The organism is Janthinobacterium kochi (assembly GCF_051380715.1).
Classification (GTDB): domain Bacteria; phylum Pseudomonadota; class Gammaproteobacteria; order Burkholderiales; family Burkholderiaceae_D; genus Janthinobacterium.
The window spans coordinates 17,276-32,906 of sequence record NZ_JBNYXO010000016.1 but is presented as its reverse complement, the minus strand read 5'-3'; the positions used below and the strand labels follow the sequence as shown (position 1 = coordinate 32,906).

General features: G+C 62.0%; 14 protein-coding genes, 1 tRNA gene and 1 pseudogene. 11 read left to right on the top strand and 5 right to left on the bottom strand.

Translation table 11 applies throughout. From position 1 onward, the window contains the following. The first annotated feature begins 38 nt into the window (after positions 1 to 38). Together ACQ4WL_RS24600 and ACQ4WL_RS24595 are read left to right on the top strand one after the other, a co-directional pair. Positions 39 to 563 (top strand): hypothetical protein, encoded by a 525-nt coding sequence (locus ACQ4WL_RS24600; protein WP_436512089.1) that lies wholly within the window; start codon positions 39 to 41, stop codon positions 561 to 563. Further along, a complete protein-coding gene (locus ACQ4WL_RS24595) occupies positions 529 to 663 on the top strand; it encodes a hypothetical protein (protein WP_436512088.1) in 135 nt (44 codons plus the stop codon). The genes ACQ4WL_RS24600 and ACQ4WL_RS24595 overlap by 35 nt, the downstream gene beginning before the upstream one ends. A 42-nt stretch (positions 664 to 705) precedes the next feature. Here ACQ4WL_RS24595 and ACQ4WL_RS24590 read toward each other — a convergent pair whose 3' ends face one another. Continuing rightward, positions 706 to 1,137 (bottom strand): hypothetical protein, encoded by a 432-nt coding sequence (locus ACQ4WL_RS24590; protein WP_436512087.1) that lies wholly within the window; start codon positions 1,135 to 1,137, stop codon positions 706 to 708. Positions 1,138 to 1,346: 209 nt separating this feature from the next. Here ACQ4WL_RS24590 and ACQ4WL_RS24585 point away from each other — a divergent pair, with 209 nt between their 5' ends. Further along, a complete protein-coding gene (locus ACQ4WL_RS24585; protein WP_436512086.1) occupies positions 1,347 to 2,342 on the top strand; it encodes a cytochrome-c peroxidase in 996 nt (331 codons plus the stop codon). Positions 2,343 to 2,478: 136 nt separating this feature from the next. Here ACQ4WL_RS24585 and ACQ4WL_RS24580 read toward each other — a convergent pair whose 3' ends face one another. The 3 genes from ACQ4WL_RS24580 to ACQ4WL_RS24570 all read right to left on the bottom strand — a co-directional run bounded on the left by ACQ4WL_RS24580 (position 2,479) and on the right by ACQ4WL_RS24570 (position 7,725). Further along, positions 2,479 to 4,866, bottom strand: a complete 2,388-nt coding sequence (locus ACQ4WL_RS24580) for a S9 family peptidase (protein WP_436512085.1) — start codon at positions 4,864 to 4,866, stop codon at positions 2,479 to 2,481. 92 nt (positions 4,867 to 4,958) lie between these two features. Next, on the bottom strand, positions 4,959 to 7,223 hold the full coding sequence (locus ACQ4WL_RS24575; protein WP_436512084.1) for a putative bifunctional diguanylate cyclase/phosphodiesterase: 2,265 nt from the start codon (positions 7,221 to 7,223) through the stop codon (positions 4,959 to 4,961). A 196-nt stretch (positions 7,224 to 7,419) separates the two neighbouring features. Then, complete coding sequence (locus ACQ4WL_RS24570; protein WP_436512083.1) at positions 7,420 to 7,725, bottom strand: PsiF family protein; 306 nt, start codon at positions 7,723 to 7,725, stop codon at positions 7,420 to 7,422. A 265-nt stretch (positions 7,726 to 7,990) separates the two neighbouring features. On the opposite strand from ACQ4WL_RS24570, the gene ACQ4WL_RS24565 reads away from it, so the two are divergent. The 3 genes from ACQ4WL_RS24565 (at position 7,991) to ACQ4WL_RS24555 (ending at position 11,079) form a co-directional block, all read left to right on the top strand. After that, the gene (locus ACQ4WL_RS24565; RefSeq protein WP_436512082.1) at positions 7,991 to 8,530 is read left to right on the top strand and encodes a DUF2058 domain-containing protein; all 540 of its coding nucleotides are present in this window, start codon (positions 7,991 to 7,993) and stop codon (positions 8,528 to 8,530) included. Between the two features lie 130 nt (positions 8,531 to 8,660). Beyond that, entirely contained in the window at positions 8,661 to 10,253 is a 1,593-nt protein-coding gene (locus ACQ4WL_RS24560) for a DUF6861 domain-containing protein (RefSeq protein WP_436512081.1), read from the top strand. A 1-nt stretch (position 10,254) separates the two neighbouring features. Then, positions 10,255 to 11,079, top strand: a complete 825-nt coding sequence (locus ACQ4WL_RS24555; RefSeq protein ID WP_436512080.1) for a hypothetical protein — start codon at positions 10,255 to 10,257, stop codon at positions 11,077 to 11,079. A 52-nt stretch (positions 11,080 to 11,131) separates the two neighbouring features. Here the strand turns inward: ACQ4WL_RS24555 and ACQ4WL_RS24550 are convergent. Further along, positions 11,132 to 11,207 (bottom strand) — tRNA-Phe (locus ACQ4WL_RS24550). Between the two features lie 186 nt (positions 11,208 to 11,393). Here ACQ4WL_RS24550 and dkgB point away from each other — a divergent pair. From dkgB to ACQ4WL_RS24525, 5 genes and pseudogenes are all read left to right on the top strand, one after another. Further along, entirely contained in the window at positions 11,394 to 12,218 is an 825-nt protein-coding gene (gene dkgB, locus ACQ4WL_RS24545) for a 2,5-didehydrogluconate reductase DkgB (RefSeq protein ID WP_436512079.1), read from the top strand. Between the two features lies 1 nt (position 12,219). Further along, positions 12,220 to 12,866 (top strand): annotated as a pseudogene (locus ACQ4WL_RS24540) (LLM class flavin-dependent oxidoreductase). 66 nt (positions 12,867 to 12,932) lie between these two features. Further along, complete coding sequence (locus tag ACQ4WL_RS24535) at positions 12,933 to 14,165, top strand: FAD-dependent monooxygenase (RefSeq protein ID WP_436512078.1); 1,233 nt, start codon at positions 12,933 to 12,935, stop codon at positions 14,163 to 14,165. Between the two features lie 149 nt (positions 14,166 to 14,314). Next, positions 14,315 to 15,031 (top strand): DsbC family protein, encoded by a 717-nt coding sequence (locus tag ACQ4WL_RS24530; protein WP_131689910.1) that lies wholly within the window; start codon positions 14,315 to 14,317, stop codon positions 15,029 to 15,031. Positions 15,032 to 15,163: 132 nt separating this feature from the next. Next, entirely contained in the window at positions 15,164 to 15,622 is a 459-nt protein-coding gene (locus ACQ4WL_RS24525) for a (2Fe-2S)-binding protein (protein ID WP_436512077.1), read from the top strand. Positions 15,623 to 15,631 lie beyond the last annotated feature (9 nt).

Here is a 15,631-nt window from a genome sequence, read left to right as displayed (position 1 = left end):
TGTTTTGACATCCTTGCATGACCTGAAGGGATGTGGCAATGCAGCGATGTATTGGAGTGCAAGGCCTGGCGGTGGCGGGCTTGTTCAGTTTGTTTTGCGGCACGGCACCGGCCGACGGGGTGGCCGATCTGAATGCGGCGCTGGCGCGCTTGCAGGGGCAGATGCCCATCAAGGCGCAGGGCGAATCGAAAACCTGGCGCCGCGAGGGCGAGGGCAAGGCGGCGGAAGACGATACTGGCCAGGCCACGGTGGCTGTCGAGGGCGGGCCGGCGGGCTTGCAGGTGCTCTACAGTAAGGAGGTGCTGGCGAAAGTGGAAGCCGAGCAGCGCGCCAGGATGAAGGATCCGAAGGTCAAGGCGCCGATCGGCTTTGCGCTGGGAGAAATGAAGGCGACGGAGCTGCGATCCATGGTGTCGGCGGTGGACGCCCTGTCGCGCGATATCGAGGAAGCCGTGTTCAGTGGCGAAAAAATGGATAGCTACAAGGGCAAGCCGGCGCGCCTTTGTCGTTATCAGCTTTGCGCAAAAGATGGACGACACGCGCCAGTATGGCGTCAGCGGTGACCATTTATTGTTGCTGCGCAAGGAAAGCAAGAATGCTACCTCGGGCGCGGGCGAGACGGTGGAAAGCAAAATTATCAAGATCTTGCAGCTGCACTCCTGACGCGTTGCAGAACCCCCAAAGCTGCTGATCCAACGGCTTTTTTTACATCGCCGAACTGCCGCCGAGGCCGCTCTTTTGCAGCACGCAGCGCCCCGCCTCACAGGTGGCGCCCGGGTCCGTGACGATGGAGCAAGTCGACATCATGCCGTCCGCTTGCTGCTGCTTGCGGCTCGCCTCGGCTTGCGCCTGGGCCAGTGCCTTGAGTTTCTTTCCGTCATTGTCCTTGCTGGACCAGGCCAGGTAGCGTTCCGGGCCGCCGCAGGCCTTGGCGCCGATGGCGATGGTTTGACACTGCTGGGTGGTATCGCAGGCAGCGCTGCCCACTTCCGCCTGGATCTGCGCCAGCAAGCCGGCATTGCCGGGGGCGGGCGGCGCATCATTGTGTGTGGGGGTGCTGCCGCAGGCGCTGGCGGCCAGCAGCAGGAAGCTGGCGCACGCGGCGCGCAGCAAGACGGGATAGGTTGGCGTTTGCATGCCTTCATCATGTGCCACGCTTGCGTAAATGGCAAGCGCGATTCGTACTTGGCCAGAACCTTGATCCCGGTCATTTTCCTTATTAACTAGTCAAAGTTAATATAAATCAACATCCATTCAGCGATGTACGGGTGGCAACCGGGCCGGCGTGCGGCATTCCCGCGCCGGCGCGTGCCGCCGATTTGGGAAATGTTTCCAGGAGTTAGACTATGCGCCGCACCCTATTCCCCTTTGTCTTCATCGCCGGCCTCGCTTTCAGCGGTGTGCTGCACGCCGCCGAAAAGGAGCCGATCCAGCCGATCACTGCCGCCAAGGTCGCCAATCCGGCGATGGTCGAGCTGGGCAAGAAACTGTTTTTCGATCCGCGCCTGTCGCGCTCGGGCTTCATTTCCTGCAATAGCTGCCATAACCTGAGCATGGGCGGCACGGATAACATCAAAACCTCGATTGGCCATAACTGGCAGCGTGGACCGATCAATTCACCCACGGTGCTCAATTCCAGCATGAACGTGGCGCAATTCTGGGATGGCCGTGCCAAGGACTTGCAGGAACAGGCGGGCGGCCCCATCGCCAATCCCGGCGAGATGGCTTTTACGCATGAGCTGGCCATCGACGTGCTGGCCTCGATTCCCGCCTACCGCGCGGAGTTCAGGCAAGTGTTTGGCCAGGATAAATTGACCATCGAGCAAGTCACGCGCGCCATCGCCGCTTTCGAGGAAGTGCTGGTGACGCCCGGTGCGCGCTTTGACCAATGGCTGGTCGGCAAGAAGAGCGCTTTGACGAAAGACGAGCTGGCCGGCTACCAGCTGTTCAAGTCCAGCGGCTGTATCGCCTGTCATAACGGTCCCGCCGTGGGCGGCAACACCTTCCAGAAGATGGGCGTGGTGGAACCGTATAAAACGGCGATGACGGCGCAAGGGCGCTCGGCCGTGACGGGCAAGGATGCGGACCGCTTCAATTTCAAGGTGCCCACCTTGCGCAACGTGGAACTGACCTACCCCTACTTCCACGATGGCGAAGCGGCGACCCTGACGCAAGCCGTCGACGTGATGGGCCGTTTGCAGCTGGGCCGCACCTTTACGCCGGGCGAAAATGCCAAGCTGGTGGCCTTCCTGAAAACCTTGACGGGCAAGCAGCCGCACATCGTGCTGCCGATCTTGCCGCCATCGTCCGATACGACGCCGCGGCCCGTGCCGTTTGACTGAGCGATTGGAGTGTGGGGGTGTCGGATTACGCGGCTGCGCCGCTAATCCGACCTACGCCTGAGCGAGTAGGTCGGATTAGCGAGGCCTCGCCTCGCGTAATCCGACAGTTTTTGCCGAGCGAGCCGGGCAATGACGATTACTTCAAGGTTCTTTGGAACAACTGATAGATGCGGCGGTACTCGTCATACCACGCTTCCGGCTGCACGAAGCCGTGGCGCTCCATGGGGTAGCTGGCCATTTCCCAGTTATCCTTTTTGAGCTCGATCAAGCGTTGCGACAGGCGCACGGAATCCTGGTAGAACACGTTGTCGTCGATCATGCCATGGGCGATCAGGAGGTTGCCCGTCAGTTTGTCGGCGTATTCGATCGGCGACGAGATTTTATAGGCTTGCGGGTCGACGTCGGGCGTGTTCAGGATATTGGCCGTGTACTCGTGGTTGTAGGTGGTCCAGTCCGTCACGGGGCGCAGGGCGGCGCCGGACTTGAAGATTTCCGGCGCGCGCATCAGGGCCATCAGGCTCATGAAGCCGCCATAGCTGCCGCCATAGATGCCCACATTCTTGATGTCACCCTGGTGCTGCTGCGCCAGCCAATTGGCGCCGTCAATAAAATCTTCCAGTTCCGGATGGCCCATCTGGCGGTAAATGGCCGTGCGCCAGGCGCTGCCATAGCCCATCGAGGCGCGGTAGTCGACGTCGAGCACGATATAACCGTGCTCCACCAGCAGGTTGTGGAACATCTGTTCGCGGAAGTAGACGGGATAGCGCTGCGTCACGTTTTGCAGGTAGCCGGCGCCGTGCGCGAACATGATGATCGGATATTGTTTACCGGCCTCCAGCTGTGCGGGGCGGTACAGCTTGGCCCAGATGGGTGCCGCGCCATGCGTGGATGGCAGTTGCACCAGCTGCGGCATGACCCAGCTGCGCGCCTTGAAGGCGTCGCTGCGCGTGTCCGTCAGGATGGTCGCCTTGCCGCCAGAGACAGAAACCGTGGCCAGCTGGGCCGGCACATAGCTGGTCGAATAGCGCAACAGCAACTTGCCGTTATCGGGCGACAGGCCGAAGTTTTCCACGCCTTTCAGATTCGTGATTTCGCGCGCGCCGCCATCTTTGGCCGTGCTGGCGCACACTTCATATGTGCCGGGCGCTTGCCGGTTGCATAGAAAATAGGCGCTCTTGCCGTCGCGGCTCCATTCGACGGCGCTCACTTCCCACTGGCCGCTGGTCAAGGTGCGTGCCGGAGCCGCGCCCGTTTTCGTGTACAGGTGGGCGTAGCCGCTTTCCTCGGACAGGTACCACAGGGTGGCATTGTCGGGCAGCCAGCCGAATTCCTCGGCGCGGCGGTTGACCCAGGCCGCGTCGCTGATACGGTGCACTGGCACGAGGGCGCCGTTGACCAGGTCGACGTTGGCGAGCCAGCCGTCCTTGTTGTCGATGGCGCGCACGCGCACGGCTACCTTGGAACCGTCATCGGTCCAGGCGATGCCGTCGCGCTGGGCATCGATGCGCACGGGACGGTTGCCTTTCAATGGCGGCAGCTTCTGTTCGGCGCGCAGAAGCGCCAGCGGATCGACCGCGATGCCGGGCAGGCTGTCGAAAGCGATGTCGCGCACCTGGCCCGTGCGCAAGTCGGCCAGTTTCAGGCTTTGTGCTATGGGCATGTTGCGACCCACGCGCGTGCGCTCGTCATCCACGTCCGGGTAGCCCGTTTCCGTGACGTAGCGGGCCAGCTTGCCCAGCTTGCCCTTTTCGGCGGCCTTGTTCTGCGTGACGAACAGCAGCCAGCGGCCGTCCGGCGACAGGGCGCTGCCGGAAATGGTGACTTTATCGCCCAGGTAGATCGGTTCCGGCGCGCGCGTGCTGTCCAGGCGGCGCTCTTCCTGGCGGCGTTCGCGGCTCGCATCGCGTTCTTCCTTCTGGCGCGCCAGGTTGACGATCAGGCGCAGTTGCAGCTCGCGCAGGGCGTCCGCTTCCGGCTTGGCGTCCGGATCCTTGGCGGCGCGCAACAGGGCGACGGGGGCGCTCAGGCGTTCAGAACGGCTCCAGCTGAACCAGTCGGTGCCGCTGCGGTACTGCACCGCGCCGCCGTCGTTTGAATATTGCGGGTCGCTGATGGCCGAGACGCCGCGCGTGATTTGTGTCAAGGTGCCGTTTTTCAGGTCGCGCTCGAACAAGTCGCCGTTGCGCAGCAGGATGGCGCGCGTGCCGGCCCGGTTGACCACCATCTGCTGGCCATCGAGGTTCGCCAGTTGCGCATCGTCAACCTTCTTGCCGCTATTCAGTTTGGCGTTCGCGCCTGGCAATTGATAGGTGTCGCGCAAGGGCGAGCCGAGGCGTTTTTGCTTGTAATTGAGCTGGCCATTCCAGCCCCACCATGCCGCTTCGACGGGAGTGCCGATCCAGTCGGGATCGGCCATGGCCTGATCCAGGGTGATCGGCGTGGGGGCGGTGGTGGAAGGGGCCGCATGCGCGGCGGGCAGCAGAGATAGCAGCAGGAGCGGCAGCAGGGGAAGAACCAGACGCATCGGGGATCGCTTTAAAAAAAGGGGATGGTGAAGGTACAGGCTATGCGGCCGGTATTCTAGCGGAGGAGTTTCGTGCAGGAAATGTCGGAAAGCTAAGTCTGACGCAGGGCCAGCCAGGTGATAAATGCTTCCAGTGGCATGGGCCGCGCATACAGATAGCCCTGCAAGCCGTCGCAATCGTGGGCGACCAGGAAGTCGGCCTGCTCCTGCGTTTCCACGCCTTCGGCCACCACGCGCAAGCCCAGGTGGCGCGCCATGGCCAGTATCGCTTGCACGATGGCCGTGTCGCGCGCATCGTGCGGCGTGTCGTCGATGAAGCGCTTGTCGATTTTGAGTTCGTACAGTGGCATCGAGGTCAGGTAGGCGAGGCTGGAATACCCGGTGCCGAAATCATCGATGGAAAAGCGGATGCCCAGGGCTGCCAGTTCGCGCATGCGCGCCAGCGAGGCGTCGCGCTGGTCGATCAGCAAGCCTTCCGTCAATTCCAGGATCAGGGCGGCCGCCGGCGTGCCGTGTTCGGCCAGCGCGGCCTGCACGCGGGAGGCGTAATCGGGCTGGCGGAACTGGGCCGGGCTGACGTTCACCGACAGGGCGACGGGTGTTCCCACCTGCGCCAGCACGCTGGCGACGCGGCACGCTTCGCGCAGTGCCCAGTTGCCCAGCCTGACGATCAGTCCCGATTCTTCTGCGATGGGGATGAACACGCCCGGCGCAATGTGCGTGCCGTCCGGCTGTGGCCAGCGCATCAGCAATTCGGCGCCCGTCACCCGGCCCTCGCGGTCGACCTGCGGTTGCACGTGCATGCACAATTGCCCCATATCGAGCGCGCGCGCCAGCGCCCGTTCCAGGGTCAGGCGGCGCTCCACGCCCGCTTGCATGGCCGCTTCAAAGAAGGCGATGCCGTTGCGCCCTTCGGCCTTGGCGCGGTACATGGCGATATCGGCTTCGCGCAGCAGATCGTGCGCCTGCTGGCCCGCTTTCGGCAGCAGGGATACGCCGATGCTGGCCGAGCAGTGGTAGGACTGCCCGTCGATATCGAAGTCGCGCGCGATGGCGGCGCGGATTTTCTCGGCCACCTGGGCAGCCGCGCGGGCGGCGCTGTCCAGGTCGTCGGCCAGGTGCGCCAGCAGCACGACGAATTCGTCGCCACCCAGGCGCGCCACCGTGTCGGCCTTGCGCATCAGTTGCGCCAGCCGTTCGCCCGCCAGGCGCAGCAGCGCGTCGCCGGTGGCATGGCCGCGCGCATCGTTGATGTGCTTGAAGTGGTCGAGGTCGATGAACATCAGCGCACTGATTTTATGGTCGCGCGGCGCGGCGGCCAGCAAATGGGCGATGCGATCCATCAGCAGGCGCCGGTTGGGCAAGCCAGTCAGCACGTCGTAGAAGGCCAGGCGGTGGATGTCCGCCTCGGATTTCTTGCGCTCGTCGATTTCGCGCTCGACGGCCACCCAGTGCGTCTGCTTGCCGTCCGCATCCGTAAACGGCACCAGTTCCGCTTCGACCCAGTACGCTTTGCCGCTCTTGTCATAGTTCAGCAATTCCGCGCGCGCCGGTTGGGCGCGGGCCATGGCGGCGGCGATGCGCGCCAGTTCGTCCGCATCGGTGGCGGGGCCCTGCTGGAACAGCAGACTGCGGCCCAGCACCTCGGCGCGCGCATAGCCGCTGCTGCGCTCGAAGGCATCGTTGACGAAGATGATGCGCGTGGCCGGCACCGCGCTGGAGCCGGGCAGGGCATCGGCCACTTCGGCGATCATCACCATATCGTTCAGGCGGGCCAGCGCCGTCGCCGTCAAGCGCAGCTCGGCGTTGCGTTGCGACAGGGCCTGGCTGCTGTCTTCCAGATGGCGCAGCAGGAAGGCGCAGGACAGGGTCAGGACGGCGGCGATAAACAGGAAGTTCAGGGCCACGATCAGCGCGCGCAGCACGGGGGAGTCGGGCGTGCCCGGCATTTGCAGGGCAACGTCGGGATGCAGGCCCAGTAAAAAGATGGTCAGCGAAGTCAGGATCAGCGTCGACAGGGCTGGCCGCATGCCCAGCAGCAAGGCCGCCAGCACGGGCATGAGCATCATGTAGATCTGGCTGACGGGACCGATTTTCAGCAACAGGCCCACGCCCACCAGGTAGGCGACGATGAGGAATTGCCACACGCGCCAGCGGTAGGGCATGGCGCGCAGATGCCAGATGACGCCGACCCAGCCGATGGCCAGCAAGTCGAGGGCGACAATGGACCAGATGGCTTCGCTCGCGGCCAGCAGCGCGCTGGGAATGGCCGTCACGAAGCCAAGCAGCAGCACCACCTGCAGCAGGCGGCTAAAGACCTGGCCGCGCCAGTGCGCGAGATCGTTCGACGCCGCCACGCTGCCGTCCTTTCTCCAGAATGCCGTGTAACCGTACTGAGCAGTAGGTTGACTAAATACTACGCGCTATCTTTCTCCATGTCATCTTGATCATTAAGCATGGTTGCATGCCTGGCGGCGTGTTGCTGGCGAAAAAAAGCCAGCCTTTCGGCTGGCGCTATGGGGTGAAGCGCACACTGGCGCTACGAACCGGCGCTTATTTCTTGGGGGCGCTCAGGCACTCTTTCATGAATGCCTTGCGCGCGTCGCCCTTCATATCCTTGGCGTCGGCATTGCAGGCCTTCATCTTGTTTTGCTGCGTCATGACGGGTGCCGGCTTGGCGCTCAGGCATTCCTTCATGAACGCCTTGCGCTCATCGCCTTTCTTGCCGGCGGCGTCCGCATTGCAAGTGGTCATTTTTGACTGTTGCGCCGTCTTGGCGACGGGCGCCGCTTCCGGTGCGGCGGCAAAGGCGGTGCTGGCAAACGCGGCAGCGATGCAGAGGGCGATTAATTGTTTCATGGCAAATCCTTGTAGGCGCAGTCAGTGGAAGGGGACATGCAATCGGCAGGCAATGCCGATATGCAGAACGTAACTAACTATATGACATTTATCAACAAGATTTCCATTCGAGTGTGTCTTTTTGTTACGGGCAGGCGCCAAGAACCTGCCGGCTGGCCCGGGCAGCCATGTTGCGGCGGCAGCGCCCCTGTTTTTTGCTATGCTAGCGTCTTTCCACCGGCCGATGCCGCTGCCTTGGCCGGCGCACCCTCAACACGGAGTAGTTATGGTCTCGTTGCAAGAGCAGTTTTTAAAGGCCGGCCTGGTCGACAAGAAGAAGGTCAAACTGGCCAACCAGGACAAGAGCAAGCAAAAAAAGGACGAGCGCAAGAGCGGCACGCAAAGCGTCGACGAAGTGCGCCTCGCCGCGCTCGAGACCCAGCGCAAGAACGCGGAACGCGCGCGCGAACTGAACGCCCAGCGCGACGCGGCCGCCAGCCAGAAGGCCATCGTGGCGCAGATTGCGCAAATGGTGCAAAAAAACCGCCAAAGCAAGGGCAACAACGGCGACGTGCCGTACAACTTCACGTTCAACAACAAGATCGAGCGCATCTACGTGACGGCCGCCGTGCAAGCCCACCTGGTGGCGGGCCGTCTGGTCATCGTCTGCCTGGGCGGCGCCGTGGAACTGGTGCCGCGCATCATCGCCGACAAGATCGCCGAACGCGACCCGGCCATCGTCGTGCGTGTAAAACAGGCCAGCACCGAAGTGGACGAGGACGATCCATATGCGGCGTTCCAGATTCCTGATGATTTGATGTGGTAAGGCCGCGCTTGCAGCGTTGAGACACGAATGCAGATGCTGCAAGCAAGAAAATAAGAGCAATCGCTGAGGCTGCTCAACGCCGGTACAGCCCAGCACGGCATGCTGTGGGAATCTTCCCATCGGGCCTGCCATGACGATACTTCCCTACGACCGCCCGCGCCTGCATGCCATGCTGGTGGCGCTCGATCAGCAAGCCGAGCGTGACCTGCGGCGTCATCTGTTGCATGCAAGGCATGATGCCGCTGTCCTGATGCGTTCTGAGAACCGCTCGCGTCGCGTGCTGCAGGCGCTCGATTATGCCAAAGAGCCAGCGCTCAAGCGTTTGCGCCTGCAGTTTTCGCAGGTCGATATTGCCACCATATGGCCACAGCTGAGCGAAATTTGCCACGATGTCGCCTTGTGCCTGGGCATGGCGACGCTGGCATCGCAGGCGGCGCTGGAAGCCTTGCTGGCGCAGGTGTTCGACGCGGGCGCCATGGGCAAGTCCATGGTGGCCAGCCTGCGCGACGCCGGCAGCACTTACCGCATGGGCTTAGGCAAACTATGGGGGGCTGATCCTGCGGCCGCCGGTTTTGTTGTGTCTGATTTGCATCGCCCAGCCCCCCATGCCAGCATGGTTGCCGCCGATTTCGCCCATGGCCATGCGCTCGCCATCACCGCCATGCTGCGCAGCGTGAGCCTCGTCATACGTCATGGCAGCATGCGGCGGCAAGCCATACTCGGCGCCGCCATGCACAATGCGCGGCTCGGCCCCACGGTCGCCATGTGGCTGGCGCGCAATGAACTGGCGCTGGCCAGGCATCAATCCTTGCAGGCGCGGACGGCGGCGATCGAGGCGGCGCCTGCCATGCTGGCGCGCACCGTGCCAGCCGCAGCCGTCAAAGGTGCGGCGGCAAACGCAAACAAGGTCGCGCGCGATATGGACATCCTGCGCTTCTACGCGGCCCAGGGCAACCGGGAAGCCTACTGGAACTATCTGGCCGCCGGCGGCGACCGCTATGCGCGGCTGGCGCTGGGTGTCGTGCGCAATGACACCATCAGCGGCGCCATTGCCAACGGTTATGCACAGATGCGGGCAGATCAGCTTGGGAGAGTGATGAGCGAGCGCGACTGGGATCAGTTTGGCATCGAGCTGATGCGGGCTGATCTTGGATATCGTGAAAAATATCGGCCGAATTCGATGACGCTGGGGAAAGTCGCACCGCTCTCGGTGGAAGATATCGCTCGATATCACGTCGATACATTTACCAAATTTGACCTGGATGCATATGGGTGGACCGCCCATGTTCCTCTGTCTCCTTATCTGAATGCCCATGATGTCGCAGGCGCGGAGAAAGTCTGGCAGGCCATACTCGATGAGCGCTTTTATGTCAATGCATCGCGTGTTCTGCGGTCGGAAGGGCGCGCGTTATTGAACGGAGTAAATTCCATGGAGCATGCCGCCTGGCTGGGGAAAATTGGCGTGCTCACGTCAGGTTACGCCCTCGATCCATTCCAGGCCTATGCCGATGCTGACAAGATCGGCAGTTGGCGCTATGCGAATGGCGCCTGGTCGCGCATGCATTTCGATTACCCGGCCGCCATGGATGGCAGCTTCGGCATGGACATAGCGCCTGAGCGGCTGCGCAAGCAATTGGATCTGGACAGGCTGTTCCGCCTGGAGCGTCTACGTCCGATGGACAAACATCTGCAGGACCTCTCTCATCTGATGCCGGGGTTATGAGATGACGCAACCGTCCCCGCGCAAGCGACATTTGACAACAAGGATATTGCTCGCCATCTTTTGTCTGGCCGCCCTGGCCTGGTATGCGTCGCCACGCAAACAGCCAGCGACCGAACTGCACATGGTGGTCAATGGCAACAAGTTTCTCATTCCCGCGAACTATATTCCAAGCTATATGCGAGGTTTGTACGAGCAAGCCGGCAACAGGCAGGGTTTGCTCTTGCAAGCGCAGTGGAAGGGGGGCAAGTTGCGGCCCTTCATCGCTCCGCATGACAATACGCCCATCTGGATCAGTTATCAGGATGAAGTCTCCATTCTGGTGCAGAATTTTGACGCCAATACGCTGGCCGAAAAATATCAGCTTGCCCAGCGCTTTAGCTCGATCTGGATGCCCAATCGCAAGCAGGCGGCGTCACGTGATGGCTTGCTGCGCTATGAGCACAGCGATCTGCCGCAGCGCGTGCGGGAAGATGTGATCACGGTATTTTATGAAAAGGACTTGTATCTATACCCATCGCGCGAGCGGATAGAAACGCAGATTGTCTGCGACCCGGATTTTTTTCCCGATCCCGGTACGGAAAGGGCGAACGCGCTGAAGAAGCGCGGTAAGTTGGTCATTAATCCCCGCTGCTCGCACGAGATTTTCCTGCACGGCTTGAGAAATTCTCATATCGACATCGGCTACTTTCGCAGCCATCTGCATGAGTGGCGGGCCATCGAGCAGGCCGTGGTCGCGTTGCTGGAGTCATTGAATCAAGAGCCGCAGAAGGTCTTGTCGCTGGCGCGGCAGCGCGATGCTCAGCTTGAAAGCGGGATGGGACGATAAACGCAAAAACGCCAACCCGAAGGTTGGCGTTTTTAAAAGTAAAACGAATTCTTGGTGGCCCGGGGCGGAATCGAACCACCGACACAAGGATTTTCAATCCTCTGCTCTACCGACTGAGCTACCAGGCCAAGGTGGCGAATTATAGCAGACCAAAACGGGAATGCAAGAGCCGGCGGCGACTTTTCCCGGATTTCCTGCGTGCCCATCGCATTCCTTGCTTGAAGATCAAATATAATTTTATGTAAACGGTATTTTTATCAACAAAGGAAAGGCGCATAGTGCGGCCATTGCTACTGACTTGAGAGAACTGCCGCATGCACACGACTACCCAACCCTCCGCAATCCCCGCCATCGGCCTGGGCACGTTCCGCCTGCAGGGCCAGGTCGTCATCGATTCCGTCACCACGGGCCTGGCCGTCGGCTACCGCCATATCGATACGGCGCAAATCTACGGCAATGAAGCCGAAGTGGGCCAGGCGATGGTCGCCAGCGCCGTCCCGCGCGACGAGTTGTTCGTCACCACCAAGATCTGGATCGAGAACCTGCAGCGCGACAAACTCATTCCAAGCTTAAAGGATAGCCTGCACAAGCTGCAGCTGGAACAACTGGACCTGACCCTGATCCACTGGCCGTCGCCGCAGGACGCGATTCCCGTCGCTGAATATATGGCAGCGCTGGCGGACGCCAAGGCGCAGGGGCTGACCAGGGCCATCGGCGTATCGAATTTCACCAGCGCGCAGCTGCAGCAGGCCATCGATACGGTGGGCGCGGCAGAAATCGCCACGCAGCAGATCGAGATCCACCCCTTCCTGCAAAACCGCACCGTCATCGAGTTCGCGCGCAGCCAGAGCATCCACATCACGGCCTACATGCCGCTCGCGTATGGCAAGGTAGTCATCGATCCCGTGATCGTGGCCATCGCCGCCAAACATGGCGTGACGCCGGCCCAAGTGGCCCTCAGCTGGTCGCTGCAGCAGGGTTTTGCCGTGATTCCGTCATCGACAAAACGCGCCAACCTGGAAGCAAACCTGCATTTCCAGCGCATCACCCTGTCACCGGACGAAATGGCGCAGATGGCGACCCTGGAGCGGGGCGAACGCCTGGCCAACCCGGACGGCCTGGCGCCGCAGTGGGATTGATATGGGCGCCATGACGAAGCTGGGGCAGGGCGGTTTCAGCATTGGCCTGGAACTGCCGCTCGTTAATGACTGGTCGTCCACGGGACGCCAGGCGAATGCGGCGTCCGTCCGTGTGCCGGGCGAGCCTGACCTGAAACAGCATGCGGCGCTGGCAAAGCTGGCCGACCCCCTCGGTTTCAGAGCCCTGTGGCTGCGCGACGTGCCCCTGTATGATCCATCGTTCGGCGACGCGGCGCAGGTCTTCGAGGTGTTTACGTATCTGGGCTACCTAGCCGGCATTACGTAAAACATCTTGCTGGGCACGGCCGCCGTGGTGCTGCCGCTGCGCGAACCCGCTGGCTCGCGTATCCGGGCATGCCGGACGAGCATGCGCGGCGCTCGGCGCAATGGTGCGCCGTGGCCGGGGACGACAAGCCGTATGTCAGTTTCATTCACCTGGACCTGGATGAAGATCCGCACATGCCGCTGCGGCGTTTTCGTTTCGGCGGGCGCATGGGGCGCGATGGCCTGATCGCCGAGCTGCACGCCATGCGCGAGGCCGGCGTGCGGCATATCGGCCTGCAGCTGCGGCAGAACCGCCGCCCGTTGGCCGAGACCTTGCAGGAGATTGCGGACCACGTGCTACCCGTATTTCATGGCGCCGCTTGATCTGTGGCACGCGTCCTGTACTTCCGGACTATCTGAAACAGCTGGAGCAAACGCTATAATGGCCGCATGAACAGTCTCACTCCCCCTACCATGCGGCGCTTCATGCATAGCCACAGCGACGTTTGCATCGTCGGCAATGGCGCCATCGCCAAAACCACGGCGCTGGCGTTTGCCCAGGCAGGACAAAGCGTCACCCTGTTATCCCCGGCGAGTCCGCCGGCACCCACCATCAAGCCGGTCGAAGCCAGCTGGGATGTGCGCGTGTATGCGCTCAATCACACGGCGCACCAGTTGTTGTCGTCCCTGAAAGTATGGGGCGCTTTGGCGGCCGACAGGGTGGCGCCCGTCGACGCCATGCTGGTCAACGGCGACGGCGCGCAGGCGGGCGGACTCGGTTTCGACGCCTACGGCGCCCATGTGGGTACGCTGGCGTGGATCATCGAGGACCGCAACCTGGGCCAGGCCCTGGACGCCGCCCTGAAATTCGCGCCGAACGTCAACGTGCTGCAGGGTCGCGCCAGCCGCCTGGAATGGACGAATGACTCGGCCATCGTGCACCTCGATGGCGGCGACACCATCACCTGCGCGCTGGTGGTGGGCGCGGACGGCGCCCAATCGTGGGTGCGAGGCCAGTGCGACATCGGTCTCGATTACCGCTCGTATGGCCAGCGCGGCGTGGTCAGCAACTTCGCCTGCGAAAAGCCGCACCATGGCGCGGCGCACCAGTGGTTCACGGGCCGCGAAGGCATCGTCGCGCTGCTGCCGCTGCCGGGCGAGCGCGTTTCGCTGGTCTGGTCGGCGCCCGATGCGCTGGCCGACACCTTGATGTCCGAATCGGCCGATGCCCTGGCCGCGCGCCTGGCCGCATATTGCCACGACAAACTGGGCAAACTGACGCCTTTGCAGCCGGAGCTGGTACGCGCGTTTCCGCTGACCCTGATGCGCCCGCACGCCATGGTGGCGCCGCGCGTGGCCCTGGTGGGCGACGCCGCCCACGTGGTGCACCCGATGGCGGGCCACGGCATGAACCTGGGCTTTGCTGATGTGGCGCAGCTGGTCAAGACGATTACCGAACGCGAGGCGCACCGCGGCATCGGCGACGAGCGCGTGCTGGCCCGCTATGCGCGCGCGCGCAAGGAAGACGTGCTGCTGATGCAGCTGGCCACCGATGGTCTGGCGCGATTATTTGGCGCCGATCTGGAACCGTTGCGCGTGGTTCGCAATTTGGGATTAAACTTGCTCGATAAATTGCCGGCCCTGAAGCGGAAAATGATTGCGCATGCCTTGGGACATCAGTAAATCTTAAGATATCGCCGGATAATGGTAGCAGTGAAAATTCAAGGTCGCCGCAGCTGGTCTGCGGCGATCGTTTTGTCAAAGAGATAACGATGCCGGGCCAGAGGTCAGTTCCGCCAGGCGTTTCAAGTGGAGAAGTGATAGTGATAAAAATGAGCAGAATCGCATTGGTGCTGGCCTCGGGCCTGATGATGTCGTGCGCTGGCGCGGAAACGCCGACGGAAGCGAACATCAAAAAGCTGATCGAACCGCGCCTGGGCGAAGGCGCCAAGGTCGATTCGGTCAAGGAAACCCCGTACGGCGGCCTGTATGAAGTGCGTACGGGTGGCGACATCCTGTACACGGACAAGGCCGCGCAATACCTGTTCGTTGGCCACGTCTTCGATGCCAAGACGTCGCAAGACCTGACCAAGGTGCGCCTGGACGAAGTCAACCGCATCAAGTTTTCCGACCTGCCGCTCGATTCGGCCATGAAAACCGTCAAGGGCAATGGCAAGCGCGTCATCGCCGTGTTCGAAGATCCGAACTGCGGCTATTGCAAGCGCTTCCGCCAGAATGCGCTGAAGGAAATCGACAACGTCACCGTCTACACCTTCATGTACAACATTCTGTCGCCGGACTCCATCGTCAAGTCGCGCAATGTCTGGTGCGCCCAAGACCGCAACAAGGCCTGGGATGACTGGATGTTGAACGGCAAGGCGCCAGCCACGGTGGCCGCCACTTGCGCCAATCCGCATGAAAAAATCCTGGCCCTGGGCCAGCAATTGCGCGTCTCGGGCACGCCGGCCATCTTCTTTGCCGACGGCAGCCGCATTCCGGGCGCAGTCGATGCGAAGACCTTGGAACAGAAATTCTCGACCATTAAGTAATCCGGGCTGTCGCCAGGAAGGCTGGACGGCGCGCCCTCGCAAGGCGCGCTTTTTTTTGTACTTTTTTCCGCTGTCGTATCATCAAGCGTTGTTTGTAGATGCCATAACAATCCAAAAAAGGGGAAGCAGCAGATGATTAACTTGAATATCAACGGACGCGACACGCAGGTCGACGCCGATCCTTCCACGCCCATCCTGTGGGCGCTGCGCGATAATCTGAACATGACGGGCACCAAATTCGGTTGCGGTGCGGCCCTGTGCGGCGCTTGCACGGTGCATCTCGACGGCCAGCCCATCCGCTCCTGCATCACGCCGATTTCCTCGGTCGGCGCACAGAAGATCACCACCATCGAAGCGATGGAAAACGACCAGGTGGGCAAGGCCGTGCAGGCGGCATGGGTGCGCCACGACGTACCGCAATGCGGCTACTGTCAAAGCGGCCAGGTGATGAGCGCCACGGCGCTGCTGCGCAGCAACAAGGCACCCAGCGATGCCGACATCGACGGCGCCATGAGCGGCAATATCTGCCGCTGCGGCACCTATCAACGGATCCGCGCGGCCATCAAGGACGCGGCCAAAACCCTGGCCTGAGGAGAGCGA

Bases quoted from the DNA above. Each gene is read 5' to 3' on its own strand.
- ACQ4WL_RS24600 (WP_436512089.1), top strand. From the start codon at position 39: ATGCAGCGATGTATTGGAGTGCAAGGCCTGGCGGTGGCGGGCTTGTTC.
- ACQ4WL_RS24595 (WP_436512088.1), top strand. From the start codon at position 529: ATGGACGACACGCGCCAGTATGGCGTCAGCGGTGACCATTTATTGTTG.
- ACQ4WL_RS24590 (WP_436512087.1), bottom strand. From the start codon at position 1,137: ATGCAAACGCCAACCTATCCCGTCTTGCTGCGCGCCGCGTGCGCCAGC.
- ACQ4WL_RS24585 (WP_436512086.1), top strand. From the start codon at position 1,347: ATGCGCCGCACCCTATTCCCCTTTGTCTTCATCGCCGGCCTCGCTTTC.
- ACQ4WL_RS24580 (WP_436512085.1), bottom strand. From the start codon at position 4,866: ATGCGTCTGGTTCTTCCCCTGCTGCCGCTCCTGCTGCTATCTCTGCTG.
- ACQ4WL_RS24570 (WP_436512083.1), bottom strand. From the start codon at position 7,725: ATGAAACAATTAATCGCCCTCTGCATCGCTGCCGCGTTTGCCAGCACC.
- ACQ4WL_RS24565 (WP_436512082.1), top strand. From the start codon at position 7,991: ATGGTCTCGTTGCAAGAGCAGTTTTTAAAGGCCGGCCTGGTCGACAAG.
- ACQ4WL_RS24560 (WP_436512081.1), top strand. From the start codon at position 8,661: ATGACGATACTTCCCTACGACCGCCCGCGCCTGCATGCCATGCTGGTG.
- ACQ4WL_RS24555 (WP_436512080.1), top strand. From the start codon at position 10,255: ATGACGCAACCGTCCCCGCGCAAGCGACATTTGACAACAAGGATATTG.
- dkgB (WP_436512079.1), top strand. From the start codon at position 11,394: ATGCACACGACTACCCAACCCTCCGCAATCCCCGCCATCGGCCTGGGC.
- ACQ4WL_RS24535 (WP_436512078.1), top strand. From the start codon at position 12,933: ATGAACAGTCTCACTCCCCCTACCATGCGGCGCTTCATGCATAGCCAC.
- ACQ4WL_RS24530 (WP_131689910.1), top strand. From the start codon at position 14,315: ATGAGCAGAATCGCATTGGTGCTGGCCTCGGGCCTGATGATGTCGTGC.
- ACQ4WL_RS24525 (WP_436512077.1), top strand. From the start codon at position 15,164: ATGATTAACTTGAATATCAACGGACGCGACACGCAGGTCGACGCCGAT.